We start from the raw sequence: 14,578 nt of genomic DNA on the forward strand, positions 1-14,578 counted from the left end.
TGGTACTACCCCCTTATCTCTGCCCAGACGACCCGACTCTATAAAAAACACAGCTCCCATGTGGTCGATTCCACGTTTGTCGTCAGTTACTGTGCTTAAAAATCCATTGTTATAGTGAAATCTTATCATAAAAGGGCAGTGCCTTCAATATCGATACTGGCAAGGATTTTTTCTTGTTGAATATTTTGTGAACGGTATTGTATAAGGAGTTGGTTGGGTATATATTATAGATATAGAAAGTTAGTGAAATACTTCACAAACTTTCTTCAAAAAGCTAGCTGGCTTGTATAAAATGTCTATATTTTTTTACACTAATTTGTGAAATTATTCACAAAAAAGGAGATGTTAGTCATGAAATGGTTAAGAGGACCCAAAATGGCAATAGTATGGACAGTTCTGCGAATTTGGCTAGGATTACAATGGACGGAAGCTGCAATAGAAAAGTTAACACATGGATTTGATGCATTAGGATTTCTGCAAGGTGCAATGGCAAATGCTAAAGGGGATCATCCTGCGGTGCAAGGATGGTATGCAAACTTTTTACAACACTTTGCAATCCCTAATGTAGAGTTGTTCAATCACTTAATCCCAATTGGTGAACTATTAGTAGGTGTCGGATTAATTCTCGGGGTCGCTACTATTCCAGCTCTTATAGCAGCTGCATTTATGAATTTAAACTTTATGCTTGCAGGAACAACAAGCACCAATCCTATTTTATATACCATTGAGATTCTGTTATTAGCTGCCGGTACAGCCGGATATTATTACGGAATGGATCGGATTATTATTCCTAGAATAAAAAATTGGATGCATGATAAAAAAGTGAATCGTCAACATCATGCCCCTGCAAATTAGAATAAATAATGAAAGGAGCGGAATTCCGCTCCTTTCATTGTTTGAAGGTAATAATGAGGAAAGCTGCCAAGAAAGTGGATAAAGAGAACGTGGATCAATGGATTATACGGCCACATTTTAAAACAAGATTGTTAGATGCTATCAAACCAAACTATTTACCTTATGAGGTATTTAAAGTAAGACCATTTGAATTAATTCAACGCTATGAGGCAAAATGTGAATAGTTTTTTTACAATAAAACCATCATATTTTTACAATTTTTCAAAATTTCCTTAATTAATTTCCTTTATATTTGTGATTGTAAGGAAAAAACTTAGGGGAGTGGTACTAGTGGGGAAAAAGAGAGTATTAGTGAATGCTGCATTATCTCTAGCAGTATTGTCTGGTGTTGGATTCAGTCATTTTTCCAGTGCCAAGGAAACTAATAATAGTCACGTTCAACCTAAAGCGAAAAATGTCATTCTTTTTGTAGGGGACGGAATGGGAGCAGCTCATCGTGAAGCTATCCGCTTGGCTACGGTTGGATTGAAGGGTGAGCTCGAAATGAATAGCATGCCAGTAGCAGGTCTAGTACATACAAGTTCCCTAACACCTGTTACCGATTCGGCAGCTGCTGCAACTGCGATGGCATCCGGGGTTAAAACATATAATGGAGCAGTCGGAGTAGACGGAAATAAAAAATCCGTCAAAACCATTTTAGAAATGGCGGAGGAAGCTGGCAAATCAACAGGATTAGTTACCACAAGTCAAATTACCGATGCGACACCGGCGGCATTTGGGGCGCATGTAACGGATCGGTCTAAACAAAGTGAGATTGCCAAACAATACTTAGAGAACAGCAAAGTCGATGTACTACTAGGGGGCGGGGAAGATTTCTGGTATCCTGCGGGAATTCCTGGAGCGTTTGAAGATCATCCCGCAAAAGATCCATCTGAACAAAGTAAAGGGACGCAAGGAAATCTTGTGGAAAAGGCAAAAAGTCTTGGATATCAATATGTAACAAGCACAGAGGAACTGAAGAAATCAAAAAGTAAAAAGCTTTTGGGACTTTTTGCGAATGAGGAAATGTTCGAACAAAGGCCAGAGGGAGAAGGCGATCTATACAATCCAGTTGTGTCATTGCCTGATATGACAAAGAAAGCAATTGATACACTTTCCGCTAATAAAAAAGGTTTCTTTTTAATGGTGGAGGAAGAGGGAATCGACGAATTTTCCCATGAAAATAACGCTGAAAAAATGCTGAAGGCAGGCCAGGAACTGGATAAGTCCGTTAAAATTGCAAAGGATTTTGCAAAAAAGCATCCTGATACACTAGTGTTGGTTGTTGCGGATCACGAATGCGGCGGTTTAACAATTGAGGAAGTAAATGATAAGGACGAATCCGGTGACGGAATTTCCAAAGAGGATGGACCATTTAAAGTTGCGAACAGTAACGACCAATTTACAATTGATTGGACAACAACCGGACATGGTGGTGTCAATGTACCACTGACAGCAATGGGGGCTGGTTCCGAATTATTATCGGGAACTTATGAAAATACGCATATTTTTGAAGCGGTCAAAACAGCAATGGGGTTAAAGGATAAACATAAATAATTTATAAATACACACGAGGTCTTGTTGCGATCTTGTGTGTTTTTTTGATTTATAAAAAACGAGTTTTATTAAGAAAAAAAGTAATGTTTCCAAAACCAAGGGATGAAGGACGAAATGAATTAGAAAGAAAGGTAAGATGTCCTTCATAAGGCAGATGAAGACCAAAATGGAAAGGGAAGAAAGGCAAGATGTCCTTCATAAGGCAGATGAAGGACAAAATGGAAAGGGAAGAAAGGCAAGGTGTCCTTCATAAGGCAGATGAAGACCAAAATGGAAAGAAAAGAAAGGCAAGGTGTCCTTCACAGGGGAGATGAAGGACAAAACTTTGTCAGAAACTGAATCAGGTATCCAATAGACACTTTAACTGAAACTACTTTTCTTACAAAAGTTGTCGCACCTATAAAGGATACTTTTCTCTGACTATGAATTTCGCAAGTAAACTTCCTATAAATATGAACGATTATTTCACCGCTTTTATAAAAAATCGATGCTCCTTAAACTCAATAAATCCTTTCTCCTGAATTTGATAATGAATCTGTAATAGCTTGTCAAAGTATTTTTCAACAGTGAAGTCTGGAACTTGCCAAGGGATGGCACTTAAATAATAAATCAGAGCCCCTACATCATAAAACCTTGTATATGGGAACTGCTCCAGGTTCTTAATCACTTTAAACCCGGCGCTTTCCAACTCCTGGACAGCATAATTTAAATTCCAATGCGGGTAACCATTGTCTTCGTTTGCCCCTAAAGCTTTGTTTAAATCCAAATGATCTTGGCCACCAACTTGCTGGGTAATAAATTGGCTGCCCGGTTTCAATATTCTATAAAGCTCAGAAACTGAATAGGATTCATGTTTATTGATAATCAAATCAAATTGTTCATTATCAAAAGGCAATTGATTATCATCCTTTACTTCTGCAACTTTAATCCCTAATGGTTCCAAGCGGTTTCTGGCGATCGGAACATTTGGTTCATACGCTTCCGTTGCAAACGTATTGCGTGGATATGGCTGTAATTTTGATAGAAATTCTCCACCGCCAGTACCCATATCAAGTAGGGAGTCCGCCTTTCTGATACTTGCTAAAATTTCACTTGTATAGTTCCAATTCATTGGTTCACTAGCCATTCTTCCGGTGTCCGTTATATAGGAAAAATCCCATCCTGAGAAGGGCTTTTCCGCTTCTAACACAAATAAATCAAATAATTCCTTATCGTTCATTATATATCTCCTTTATCTGTTATATTAATTCCTTTAGGTGTTTTAATGGAAAGTATTCGATTGACTAAATAAAGTTTCCTGCCAAAAATAGGGGAATTAAAAAGTTATTGTTGCGGAATTAAGGTGTGGAAAAAGTAGGGAAAGGGTATCAAAGAATAAAAAATGTAACGCAATAAATACTTTCATATAAAAGTTCTTCGGCTTTCTAAAAATCTTTTCAAAAGGTCATTGTAATTTTTAGATTATTAGTTATAATATCATTTGGTAATAGTAAACTCTAAGTTTACTATTTATAAACTTTATTGACTCCAAGTTTAGTATAAATAAACATGATGGAAGGTCATACGATGCAATTTGGTAAAAAGATACGAAATCTTCGTTTAAAAAAGGGTTTGACACAGGAGGAGCTTGGGGAGCGCACCGATTTGAGTAAAGGGTATATTTCGCAAATTGAACGTAACCTAAGCTCACCTTCCATTGATACCTTTTTCAATATTTTAGAGGTTCTTGGGTGTACTCCTAAACAATTTTTTGATGATGAAGAAAGAGAGCAAAAGGTTGTATATGGAGAAGAAGACTTTACGGATTATTTTGATGAGGAGCGGGGCTATCATATTCAATGGCTTGTTCCTGAATCCAATGAGAAGGAAATGGAGCCAATTCGCCTTACCTTTCAGGAAAATGGGGAATTCAAGCAGTTTGAACCGTCTCTTTCTGAAACGTTTGCTTATGTTTTGAAAGGGAAAATAAGAGTACAACTAGGCAGAAAAATTTATTATGCCAAAGCAGGGGAAGTAATTTACTTCCATGCTTCTGATAAGCATCAAATTAGCAATGATTACAATGGAGAATCTGAATTGATTCTTGTAGCAACTGATTCATATTTATAAGGGGGTGTCTTATATGGCAGAACAAACGATTATTCGTTTTGAAGGTGTAACAAAACAATATGATGATGATCCTGCTGTATTAGATGATGTAAGCTTTGAAATTGAGCGGGGAAAGTTCTATACGTTACTAGGTCCTTCAGGCTGCGGAAAGACTACCATTCTACGCTTGATTGCGGGATTTATAGAGCCATCTAAAGGAAATATCTATTTTGATGGGAAAATCATTAACCGTCTTCCTGCCAACCAGCGCCAAGTAAATACTGTTTTTCAGGATTATGCGCTGTTTCCGCATCTAAATGTTTTTGAAAATGTGGCATTTGGTTTGCGAATTAAAAAGATGAAAAATAGTGAAATCACCACAAAGGTGAAAGAAGCGCTTCGTTTCGTCAATCTTGAAGGCTACGAAAATCGCGAAATCAGAGAAATGTCCGGGGGACAAAGACAGCGTGTTGCAATTGCTCGTGCGATAGTGAATGAACCAAAGGTGATTTTATTGGATGAGCCATTATCTGCGCTGGATTTGAAGCTTCGTACAGAAATGCAGTATGAGCTTAGGGAATTACAGCAACGATTAGGAATCACTTTTATTTTCGTAACACATGATCAAGAAGAAGCGCTCGCGATGTCGGATGAAATTTTCGTTATTAATAAAGGGAGAATTCAGCAAAGCGGGACACCGATTGATATTTATGATGAACCGATTAACCGTTTTGTGGCCGATTTTATCGGAGAGTCCAATATTGTCTCTGGTAAAATGATCAAGGACTTCGAAGTAGAATTTGTAGGCAAACGATTTGAATGTGTCGACCAAGGGTTTACATCAAATGAAGCGGTTGAGGTCGTTATTCGTCCTGAGGATTTGGAGATTACGAAGAAAGAGCAAGGAAAACTGCAGGTTCGTGTTGATACTCAACTTTTCCGCGGTGTTCATTATGAGATATGCTGTTTTGATGAAGCAGGAAATGAATGGTTAGTACATTCGACGAAAAAGGCAGTAGTAGGAGACGAAATCGGTCTTAATTTTGACCCTGAAGCTATTCATGTCATGAGGTTTGGAGAGACAGAGGAAGAATTTGATAAACGTCTCGAAGCGTATAACGAGGCTGGCCATGAAAAGTAGAACACGAAATATATATTTGATTCCTTATGTACTTTGGATTGTGCTTTTTGTGGTAGCTCCGATTGTCTTAATCGTGTATTATTCCTTTTTTGATATAGAGGGGCATTTTACACTTGGAAACTATCGACATTTCTTTACAGTCGTTTATATGAGAATGACCTTGAGCTCCTTCTGGTATGCTTTACTGATTACAGCTTTTTGTTTGCTGATTTCTTATCCGACTGCGTATTTATTAACAAAAACGAAACATAAACAGCTATGGCTATTACTAATTATTTTACCGACATGGATTAATTTGCTTTTAAAAGCCTATGCGTTTATCGGTATTTTTGGAACGTATGGAACGGCCAATTCATTGCTAAAACTCCTTGGAATTGGGGCAAAACAAATTCTATTCACCGATTTTAGCTTTATTTTTGTCTCGGTCTATATCTTTATTCCATTTATGATATTACCAATCTTTAATTCTTTGGAAGAACTGAATCCGTCATTGGTTGATGCTTCAAGGGATCTTGGTGCTTCAGCTTGGACAACATTTAAAAGGGTTATTTTCCCGTTGACCATTGATGGAGTAAAGTCCGGGTGCCAAGCGGTATTTATACCGGCCCTTTCACTATTTATGATTACTCGATTAATCGCGGGTAACCGTGTTATTACATTGGGTACAGCGATTGAAGAACATTTTCTTGTTACACAGGATTGGGGGATGGGTTCCACCATTGCCGTTTTCCTCATCATCTTGATGGCCATTATTATGGCGGTAACAGGTTTACGGAAGCGGGGGATATAAGAAATGAAAAGCAAAAGAAAATTATCCAATATTTATTTGGTTATCATTTTTATTATCCTTTACGCTCCAATATTTTATTTAATGTTCTATTCGTTTAATAGCGGGGAAACGATGCATAACTTCAAGGGATTTACACTGGATTGGTATAAAGAGGTGTTTCAAGACACCCGTCTTATCATTATCGTGATCAATACGATTATTATCGCTCTTTTATCTGCAGCGATTTCTACTATATTAGGAGTTGCGGGGGCCCTTGCTATTTCCTATGTAAAAAGACGTCAGACAAAGAATACGTTGCTGACTCTGAATAATGTATTGATTGTAAGTCCGGATGTTATTATCGGTGCATCTTTCTTGATTTTATTTACGATTGTCGGGATAAAATTAGGCTTTGCATCGGTATTGCTTTCCCATATTGCTTTCAGCGTACCAATCGTCGTCATTATGGTGCTGCCGAAGTTACAGGAGATGAGTTCGACGTTAATTGATGCGGCAAGGGATTTAGGTGCAAGCCACTGGCAGGTGTTAACAAAGGTCATACTGCCGTTTATTACACCAGGTATTTTCGCCGGCTTCTTTATGGCTCTTACGTATTCACTCGACGATTTCTCGGTTACCTTTTTCGTAACAGGCAATGGTTTTTCGACGCTCTCCGTTGAAATTTATTCACGGGCAAGACAAGGAATCTCTTTATCGATCAATGCCCTCTCAACCCTTATATTCTTGTTTACTATTGTTCTAGTAATAGGCTATTACTTTATTAATCAACGGAATAATCGCCCAAGTGGATTGGGGGTTAAAAAATGAAGTCGCTCACACGGTTTTTTATCATTATTTTTGTTGTATCGTTCGCCTTGATGTTTTTGGTGTCGCGACTAAATGCGACACAAGGATTTTCAGGTGGAAATACGTTAACGATTTATAACTGGGGAGATTATATTGACCCGGCACTAATAAAAAAGTTTGAAAAGCAAACGGGAATAAAAGTCATTTATCAAACCTTCGATTCCAATGAGGCGATGATGACAAAGATTTCTCAAGGGGGTACCACATTTGATGTAGCTGTACCTTCCGAATATGCTGTTGATAAAATGAAAAAGGATCATATGCTATTGCCGATTGATAAATCGAAACTGCCGAACTTGAAATATATCGATCCGCATTTTATGAATTTATCGTTTGATCCGAATAATAAATACTCCATTCCTTATTTTTGGGGAACGGTTGGTCTTGTCTATAATTCTTCCATGCTCGGCGGCAAAAAATTAACGAGCTGGAATGACTTATGGGATAAGGATCTTCGCAATCAAATTTTGCTAGTCGATGGAGCCAGGGAAGTAATGGGTATGGGGCTAAATAGCTTGCATTACTCCTTGAATGACACGAATGAAGCCCATCTTCAGCAAGCAAAGCGTAAGTTGGCAAAGTTGACTCCTAATATTAAAGCGATAGTTGGGGACGAAATTAAAATGTTACTTGCTAATGAAGAGGCAGCGGTAGGTGTTGTTTGGTCTGGAGATGCATCTGAAATCATGGATCAGAACGATAAGCTTGATTATGTAGTCCCTAAGGAAGGATCGAATCTTTGGTTTGATAACATGGTCATCCCGAAAACAGCAAAAAATATAGATGGAGCCCATAAATTTATCAACTTTATGCTAGATCCTAAAAATGCCGCAAAGAATGCAGAATATGTAGGGTATTCAACTCCGAATAAAAAAGCTCTAGAGTATTTGCCTAAGGAAGTGGCGAATGATAAACGCTTTTACCCGGATCTAACCAAAACGGAGAATCTTGAGGTATATGAAAACCTTGGGAAGAAGATGTTAGCTCATTATAATGAGTTGTTTCTCGAATTTAAAATGCATCATAAATAGAAATCCACTAGCCGATAGGCGCTGAAGCTGGACAAATGAAAAGCGGAAGCGCCTGTTTAACGATGTTTAGGTTGAGGAGACTCAAAAAAAACAGTGACTGATGAAGTTTAACCTTCATCAGTCTTTTTTAGATCCACCCTTTTTCCTCTGCAATACTAATAGCCTCAATTCGGTTTTTTGCCTCTAACTTTTGCAGAATTTCTGACATATAGTTTCGGACTGTCCCGGATGAAAGAAAGAGAATAGACGTGATTTCCTTTGTGGATTTTCCTTCTGCAGCTAATTTTAGTATTTGCTGTTCTCTCGCAGTTAATGGGTTCTCCTCGCGAATTAAATCAAACATAAGTTCAGGTGAAAAAATACGTTTTCCAACCATCACATTCCTAATAGCCTCTGCAAGTTCTTCAATGGAGCCATCTTTTAATAAATAACCATCTACTCCTATTTTCACGGCGCGTTCAAAGTAGCCAGGGCGGGCAAATGTTGTTAGGATAATGATTTTACATCCTAGATTCAATTTTTTTATTGCTTCGGCGACCTCAAGTCCGCTTTTAAGAGGCATTTCAATATCCATTAAGCAAATGTCGGGCTGATGCTTTATGATAGAGGTCAGCGCTTCCTCCCCGTTTAAGGCCTGGCCTACAACTTCCATATCTTCTTCCAAATCAAGCAAAGAACCTAGAGCACCTAGCAGCATTCGCTGGTCTTCGGCGATAAAAATACGAATCATATGGCAGCACCTTCTTTCTCTTTTTTCTGTACAAGTGGAACAACCATTTCTAAAACAGCTCCATTTACATTCGTTAAAGTAATCGTTCCATCAATGAGGGCTAATCGCTCTTCCATACCTTTGATGCCATTCCCACCTGTATATCGATTCGCAAGTCCAATTCCATCATCTTTTATCATAATTTTTATATTTTCCAGAGTAAGAGAGATGGTAATAAAACAATTCCGTGCCTGGCTATGTTTCACTACATTTGTCGCTGCTTCCTTTAAACACATACTTATCATGTTTTGTGTAAGGAGAGGGACATCCTGTAATTCGGAATCACCCTGAAAATGATAGGCTATGCCCGCTGCTTGAAAAATCTCTTGAACCTCCGTTAACTCCTCGGCTACTCTTATTGCTCTCATTTGGGAAACAAGCTCCCGAACTTGCTTTAATGCTGCGCGGGAAGTTTGCTCAATTTCTTTTGCCTCCAATTGTGCACGATCAGGATTAATCGTTGTTAATTTCCCAACTAACTGGCTTTTTAATGTAATTAATGACAGGGTGTGCCCAAGTGTATCGTGAAGATCACGGGCGATTCGTACTCTTTCTTCCCGTTTCACCAGCTCTTTAATTTGTTCATTTGCCTGATCCAGTTGTTTTTCCAGTTCCATTCTTTTGTTCATAGACCGAACACCATATGGCGATATCAGCATAACGATGATAAATGGTACAAAATATAAGTATCTACTTAGGTCTGTAAGAACTCCTGAAAGGAAAATAGGAAGGACCTCAACTATGATAAATCCAATTAAAGCAATATTAAATTTCCTTTTGTCACTATACCAACCGATAAAATGAGCTGGGAAGAATCCCATAAATAGATAATTAGGATCGTAAAACAAACCAAAAATAAGAATAATGACTAACTCTGTTGCAAGCCAATACGTATAACTGTTTTTTTGCATACAAAAATAAAGCTGACGATACGTAATGGAGAATACAATGAGTAAAGCGTATCCGATGCCCATTTTTATCCCTGTTTCTTGTAATAAAGAGAATCCAGGTAAGACAAGATAAAATAAAAATACATAGGGGAAAAATCCGAATCTTTCAGGAAAAATCCGGATTTTCTTCAGTTTGTTCATTGCTTATCACACCGCTTCTTGTTTTCTTCTAATATATTTTGATAGTAGCATGAACAAGACGAGATAAGCTATTAGAATCAAAATATTTCGCCATTCAGGGGCGTTGCCTTGCACAATTTCCCACGCACCATTCCCAAAATTGTAGGATGGAAGCCACTTTCCAATATTCTGCATGATTTTCGGCATGATTTCGAGCGGCATCCACATCCCTCCGGCAACAGCCATTGCCATGTAAAGGACATTGCTAACTCCTGCAGCAGTTTCCACTCTTCTCATTAAGCCGATAAGTGTTCCTAATCCAAGAAACGGAATCGAAGCAAGTAAAATCCAAAGGCCGCTGAATATCCATTGTGTGAAAGACAGGGTGACACCGTTAATAATTGCCCCAGCAGTAAAAATAACAATAATCGAAAATAAGTGGATAACCGTTTGGCCCATCATTTGTGCAAAAAAGTAAACCGTATCAGATAGTGGGGTTAGCCTCATAAAAGTTGCCCAGCCTTGCTGACGTTCCTGCACCATCCTAATACCAAGCGTCATAATCGATGACCCCATCACACTAAAGGAGGTCATGGACATAAGATAATGTGCTTGCCATTCAGTTTTATCTGGTGAACTTGTATTTACAACCTTTGTAAAAATAAAATAGAATACGATTGGCATTAATAAGGACCAAAATACAAAGTAGGGATTTCGCAACACGCGTAAAATTTCCGCTTTACATTGCAATCGCAAAATCTTCATTTTACATCGCCTCCTGATGTTTATTTGTCAGCTGTTCAAAAGCTTCGTCTAATTTTCCGTTCTCAATTTGAATTTGCCTTGCTCCCACTTTTTCCTCAAAAAGGAGAGCTAAAACCGCATCTGTATCTTCGGTTTGCACGATTACCCGGTCATTTTTTCGATAAATATTCGTTACGACGTCATGTTTGCTTAACCTTTCGATTGGCAGGAATAGGTCGTCTGTTGTAAAAGAAACGGCTTGCTTTGTGAGTCTAGCCTTAATTTCAGCCGGAGTTCCGTCTGCAATAATACTTCCGTTATGAAATAACAATATTCTCTCCGCAACATCATCCGCTTCCTGCAAGTAGTGAGTAGTGAAAATAATCGTTTTCCCTTGATCGGCAAGCTGGTTAATCGTTTTCCAAAAACGATTCCTCGAGGTGATATCCATCCCAACAGTTGGCTCATCAAAAATAATTAAATCCGGATTTCCAGAAAGAGCGAGTGCAAAGCTGAGCCTGCGCTTTTGACCACCAGATAATTTTTCCGCACGAGTTTTCAAATCAGTCTCCGTTAAACCCGTCAGTTGTATTAACTCTTTTAGAGAAAGAGGATTCGGATAATAGTTTCTGATTAACTCCAACAGTTCCTTCACTTTTAACCCATTCATCACGCTAACTTCCTGCAGCATGGTCCCAATTTTTTCACGAACCTTTTTGTCAGATGGATCTAAACCAAATAATTTAAGATCACCGTTTGTCGGGTGCATTAACCCCAGCATCATCGAAATCGTTGTCGTTTTACCAGCCCCATTCGGTCCAAGAATCGCGACCACTTCTCCTTTTTTTATCGAAAAAGAAACATCGTTAACTGCCTTTTTATCATGAAATGTTTTCGAAACATGTTGAACACGAATAATCTCCGTCATTTGCACGACACCTCCATCACTTATAAGACTATTTTATTATCGATAGATTTGAATGATTAGTATGAGATGTCATGAATGTCAGGTGACAAATGTCATGTTATAGGAGTTTCTTTATCCGAGGATCTTCATAAAACCAATCGATGGAAGGTGGTTGATATAAAAATTTATTTCCCTTTTGGATAGGAAGTAAAGTTGATTTAGATAACAAATAGGCCGCAGTACCACGGTTTGATAAAAGTGTGAAATCCCTGAATTGTTTATTTGTAATATTGGGTCCAAATAAAAGAATGTAATCTAGAAGGGTTTGTTCATGGGCTGTTTTAGAATGGAGCTCACAACGCGGACAAAACCATGTACCGTATTTTCTTTTCATAATGGAGGAGGGACATGTAGGGCATTTTACGCCTTTGATTATATCTTTGTTATTTATTTCAAGTCTCTCAAGGATATTAAATTCAGATGGTGAATGCTTTTCGAGCAGCGCTTTACATAAAAATTTTAGCTGATTAGACTTAATAAATTCCTTTTTATACAGCTGTTTTAAACTTTCCACTTTATGAATAACACTTTCAGCCAGAATCACTTTTTCATAAATGGAGGTATCATCATTTGCGGATTTTATGATGGTTGTCGGGAAAGCGATGGAAACAAAAGATTCAATGGGGATTAGTGGGAACTTATGCAGCTTCAACCACCTTTGAAATAATATGCGGTGGCGAGCAGCTTGAAGAATTGGATTGGGGAATCCTTCTTCTTTCCCGTTATAGATTCGTAAGCATTGTTCAGACCTGGTATCAAAAATTAAAGTACCGGCGATGTTTTTAGATTCAATAATAAGGGATAAGTGGGGTGATAACAGAAGGCAATCAATTTGAAATTCTAAATTATTGACGCTGAGATGAAGATCGAAGAAGATTTGATATTCATTTTCCGGAAGAAAACTTAAGTGATACCGCAAATTCTTTTCTCCTCGGTAACCTGCTAAAAGCCTAGCAAAATCACTTTCCACCTTGCTCCTTTGTGGATGAGTTTGAGGCAGACGTTCCAGCAAAGCTAGGTAGTGAAGAACCCTCATTGGAATAGTTAGCTCTTTCTTAATCAATTATAATTCCTCCTTTTTTATGTAAATTTCCTTAGAGGGATGTAGAATTCCTGCTTATTTTAAATACTTTTTATAATAATTTGGTAAAAAGTGTTGAGCTTTCTTGGGGAAGTGCTGAAAAAGAGAAGAAAACGCTGAACTTTTTGGAAAAAGTGCTGAACTAAAGAGTGGAAACGCGGAACCGCCAGAGGAATGCTGAAAAATTGGAGATTAACGCTGAAATAGGGGAGGAAAACGCTGAACTTTTTGGAAAAAGTGCTGAACTAAAGAGTGGAAACGCGGAACCACCAGGGGAATGCTGAAAAATTGGAGATTAACGTTGAAATAGGGGAGGAAAACGCTGAACTAAAAAGTAGAAACGCGGAACCGTTATAGTAAACACATAATCCAAGGAAATCCATTGAATACCGCAAACCTTGCTTTCAAACCAAATCCAATTCAAAACAAAAAAACCGATACCCACGAACCCTCCGTGAATATCAGTCTACTAATCACTACAACGCAATCAAATACGTAACCACAGACAACACAATCGAAGTAATCACCATCGCGATCAGTGGTTTCAACGCTTTTGTCCGTAAATCTTTCAGACTAACGTTCAGACCAAGTCCAACCATTGCCGCAGTCAGCAACCATGTAGTTGCGGTGGAAACCCCATTCATGACACCAGTAGAAACTGGGATAGAGTGACCAAACACATAGCTTCCTAAAATACTTAAAATAATAAATCCAACTAAAAACCAAGGGAATTCAATTTTCGTATCCGATTGACCCTTGCCTTTATTTTTACGATTCATCCAGTACATAAAAATGAAGCACAATGGGACAAGCAGGAATACACGACCCAGTTTAGCAAGAAGTCCGATTGCGAGTGCATCTTGGCCGCCTGGTGCTGCCGCTAATGCAACCTGAGCAATTTCGTGAAGACTTGTTCCCGTCCAAGCTCCGTATTCGACGGGACTTAGAGGAAGAAACGGGCGTAAAATCGTATACACTATAGCAAAAATGGTTCCGATAAGAGCGATAATCCCTACACCAATAGCGGTATCTTCATCCTTTGATTTTACTATAGGGGCAACAGCAGCAATTGCCGCGGCACCGCAAACTCCAGTTCCTACACCTAACAAGAGAGAAATCATTTTGTCTGCTTTTAATATTTTTGCTAACCAAATGGTAAGAAAAATTGCAAAAGCTATAACACAAGCATCCCGCAGCAGTAAGCCTAATCCATCGTGTAAAACAACATCAATGTTAAGCTTCAATCCATATAAAATAATTGCTACTCTTAAAAGTCTTTTAGAGGAAAAAGTAATTCCTTTTCGAATAATCTCCGGATAACCAAAAAATTGTCTGTAAATAATAGCGATAATGATTGAGCACGCCAGTTGTCCAATATGATCAAATCCCGGAATCTTTGCAAGAAAATATCCTAGAAGGGCGATAAAAAAAGTGAAGGCAACTCCACCAATCCATAACCCAAAACCGGACGATCCTTTCTTCTGAGGTTCTGCCTGCAGTACTCTTGCATGTTCTGAACTCATCTAATCAACTCCTGTTTACTTCTTAGTAACTCAAGAATATAACAGATTTATGAATAAGAAAAATAAATCATTATGAT

The 14,578-nt window shown here is 38.3% G+C and carries 15 protein-coding genes and 1 riboswitch; of the genes, 8 read left to right on the forward strand and 7 right to left on the reverse strand.

Annotated features, from left to right (window positions below; translation table 11 throughout):
- Positions 1-14: 14 nt before the first annotated feature.
- Positions 15-100: riboswitch (ZMP/ZTP riboswitch) on the reverse strand.
- Between the two features lie 251 nt (positions 101-351).
- The 3 genes from NSQ59_RS01975 (at position 352) to NSQ59_RS01985 (ending at position 2,451) form a co-directional block, all read left to right on the forward strand.
- Positions 352-855: a DoxX family protein gene (locus NSQ59_RS01975; RefSeq protein WP_126649375.1), complete on the forward strand. Its 504-nt coding sequence runs from the start codon at positions 352-354 to the stop codon at positions 853-855.
- A 53-nt stretch (positions 856-908) separates the two neighbouring features.
- Positions 909-1,079, forward strand: a complete 171-nt coding sequence (locus NSQ59_RS01980; protein WP_340828842.1) for a hypothetical protein — start codon at positions 909-911, stop codon at positions 1,077-1,079.
- A gap of 106 nt (positions 1,080-1,185) precedes the next feature.
- The gene (locus NSQ59_RS01985) at positions 1,186-2,451 is read left to right on the forward strand and encodes an alkaline phosphatase (protein WP_340828843.1); all 1,266 of its coding nucleotides are present in this window, start codon (positions 1,186-1,188) and stop codon (positions 2,449-2,451) included.
- A gap of 460 nt (positions 2,452-2,911) precedes the next feature.
- Here the strand turns inward: NSQ59_RS01985 and NSQ59_RS01990 are convergent, their stop codons facing one another.
- Positions 2,912-3,670, reverse strand: a complete 759-nt coding sequence (locus NSQ59_RS01990; protein ID WP_340828845.1) for a class I SAM-dependent methyltransferase — start codon at positions 3,668-3,670, stop codon at positions 2,912-2,914.
- 347 nt (positions 3,671-4,017) lie between these two features.
- Here NSQ59_RS01990 and NSQ59_RS01995 point away from each other — a divergent pair, with 347 nt between their 5' ends.
- From NSQ59_RS01995 to NSQ59_RS02015, 5 genes are read left to right on the forward strand one after another with little or no spacing between them, the layout of a single operon-like run.
- The gene (locus NSQ59_RS01995) at positions 4,018-4,560 is read left to right on the forward strand and encodes a helix-turn-helix domain-containing protein (protein ID WP_055738012.1); all 543 of its coding nucleotides are present in this window, start codon (positions 4,018-4,020) and stop codon (positions 4,558-4,560) included.
- A 13-nt stretch (positions 4,561-4,573) separates the two neighbouring features.
- Entirely contained in the window at positions 4,574-5,680 is a 1,107-nt protein-coding gene (locus tag NSQ59_RS02000) for an ABC transporter ATP-binding protein (RefSeq protein WP_055738013.1), read from the forward strand.
- Complete coding sequence (locus NSQ59_RS02005; protein ID WP_055738014.1) at positions 5,670-6,470, forward strand: ABC transporter permease; 801 nt, start codon at positions 5,670-5,672, stop codon at positions 6,468-6,470. The genes NSQ59_RS02000 and NSQ59_RS02005 overlap by 11 nt, the downstream gene beginning before the upstream one ends.
- Positions 6,471-6,473: 3 nt before the next feature.
- Positions 6,474-7,277 (forward strand): ABC transporter permease, encoded by an 804-nt coding sequence (locus NSQ59_RS02010; RefSeq protein WP_055738015.1) that lies wholly within the window; start codon positions 6,474-6,476, stop codon positions 7,275-7,277.
- The gene (locus NSQ59_RS02015) at positions 7,274-8,347 is read left to right on the forward strand and encodes an ABC transporter substrate-binding protein (protein WP_055738016.1); all 1,074 of its coding nucleotides are present in this window, start codon (positions 7,274-7,276) and stop codon (positions 8,345-8,347) included. The genes NSQ59_RS02010 and NSQ59_RS02015 overlap by 4 nt, the downstream gene beginning before the upstream one ends.
- 127 nt (positions 8,348-8,474) lie before the next feature.
- On the opposite strand, the gene NSQ59_RS02020 is transcribed toward NSQ59_RS02015, so the two are convergent.
- The 6 genes from NSQ59_RS02020 to NSQ59_RS02045 form a co-directional block, all read right to left on the reverse strand.
- Positions 8,475-9,077 carry a response regulator transcription factor gene (locus NSQ59_RS02020; RefSeq protein ID WP_126649373.1) on the reverse strand — a complete coding sequence of 201 codons (603 nt, stop codon included), beginning with the start codon at positions 9,075-9,077 and terminating at the stop codon, positions 8,475-8,477.
- Entirely contained in the window at positions 9,074-10,207 is a 1,134-nt protein-coding gene (locus NSQ59_RS02025) for a sensor histidine kinase (RefSeq protein WP_340828846.1), read from the reverse strand. Before NSQ59_RS02025 ends, NSQ59_RS02020 begins: the two co-directional genes overlap by 4 nt.
- Positions 10,208-10,213: 6 nt before the next feature.
- Positions 10,214-10,951 carry an ABC transporter permease gene (locus NSQ59_RS02030; protein WP_340828848.1) on the reverse strand — a complete coding sequence of 246 codons (738 nt, stop codon included), beginning with the start codon at positions 10,949-10,951 and terminating at the stop codon, positions 10,214-10,216.
- A 1-nt stretch (position 10,952) separates the two neighbouring features.
- Positions 10,953-11,858 carry an ABC transporter ATP-binding protein gene (locus NSQ59_RS02035; RefSeq protein WP_340828850.1) on the reverse strand — a complete coding sequence of 302 codons (906 nt, stop codon included), beginning with the start codon at positions 11,856-11,858 and terminating at the stop codon, positions 10,953-10,955.
- Between the two features lie 97 nt (positions 11,859-11,955).
- Positions 11,956-12,960 (reverse strand): nuclease-related domain-containing protein, encoded by a 1,005-nt coding sequence (locus NSQ59_RS02040; RefSeq protein ID WP_340828851.1) that lies wholly within the window; start codon positions 12,958-12,960, stop codon positions 11,956-11,958.
- A 494-nt stretch (positions 12,961-13,454) separates the two neighbouring features.
- The gene (locus tag NSQ59_RS02045; protein WP_126649370.1) at positions 13,455-14,501 is read right to left on the reverse strand and encodes a YeiH family protein; all 1,047 of its coding nucleotides are present in this window, start codon (positions 14,499-14,501) and stop codon (positions 13,455-13,457) included.
- Positions 14,502-14,578: the final 77 nt, after the last annotated feature.

The organism is Margalitia sp. FSL K6-0131 (genome assembly GCF_038008735.1).
Taxonomy (GTDB): Bacteria; Bacillota; Bacilli; order Bacillales; family Bacillaceae_C; genus Margalitia; species Margalitia shackletonii.

Excerpts from the sequence above, each read along its gene's own strand:
- NSQ59_RS01975 (WP_126649375.1), top strand. The coding sequence starts at position 352 with ATGAAATGGTTAAGAGGACCCAAAATGGCAATAGTATGGACAGTTCTG.
- NSQ59_RS01980 (WP_340828842.1), top strand. The coding sequence starts at position 909 with ATGAGGAAAGCTGCCAAGAAAGTGGATAAAGAGAACGTGGATCAATGG.
- NSQ59_RS01990 (WP_340828845.1), bottom strand. The coding sequence starts at position 3,670 with ATGAACGATAAGGAATTATTTGATTTATTTGTGTTAGAAGCGGAAAAG.
- NSQ59_RS01995 (WP_055738012.1), top strand. The coding sequence starts at position 4,018 with ATGCAATTTGGTAAAAAGATACGAAATCTTCGTTTAAAAAAGGGTTTG.
- NSQ59_RS02000 (WP_055738013.1), top strand. The coding sequence starts at position 4,574 with ATGGCAGAACAAACGATTATTCGTTTTGAAGGTGTAACAAAACAATAT.
- NSQ59_RS02005 (WP_055738014.1), top strand. The coding sequence starts at position 5,670 with ATGAAAAGTAGAACACGAAATATATATTTGATTCCTTATGTACTTTGG.
- NSQ59_RS02010 (WP_055738015.1), top strand. The coding sequence starts at position 6,474 with ATGAAAAGCAAAAGAAAATTATCCAATATTTATTTGGTTATCATTTTT.
- NSQ59_RS02015 (WP_055738016.1), top strand. The coding sequence starts at position 7,274 with ATGAAGTCGCTCACACGGTTTTTTATCATTATTTTTGTTGTATCGTTC.
- NSQ59_RS02020 (WP_126649373.1), bottom strand. The coding sequence starts at position 9,077 with ATGATTCGTATTTTTATCGCCGAAGACCAGCGAATGCTGCTAGGTGCT.
- NSQ59_RS02025 (WP_340828846.1), bottom strand. The coding sequence starts at position 10,207 with ATGAACAAACTGAAGAAAATCCGGATTTTTCCTGAAAGATTCGGATTT.
- NSQ59_RS02030 (WP_340828848.1), bottom strand. The coding sequence starts at position 10,951 with ATGAAGATTTTGCGATTGCAATGTAAAGCGGAAATTTTACGCGTGTTG.
- NSQ59_RS02035 (WP_340828850.1), bottom strand. The coding sequence starts at position 11,858 with ATGACGGAGATTATTCGTGTTCAACATGTTTCGAAAACATTTCATGAT.
- NSQ59_RS02045 (WP_126649370.1), bottom strand. The coding sequence starts at position 14,501 with ATGAGTTCAGAACATGCAAGAGTACTGCAGGCAGAACCTCAGAAGAAA.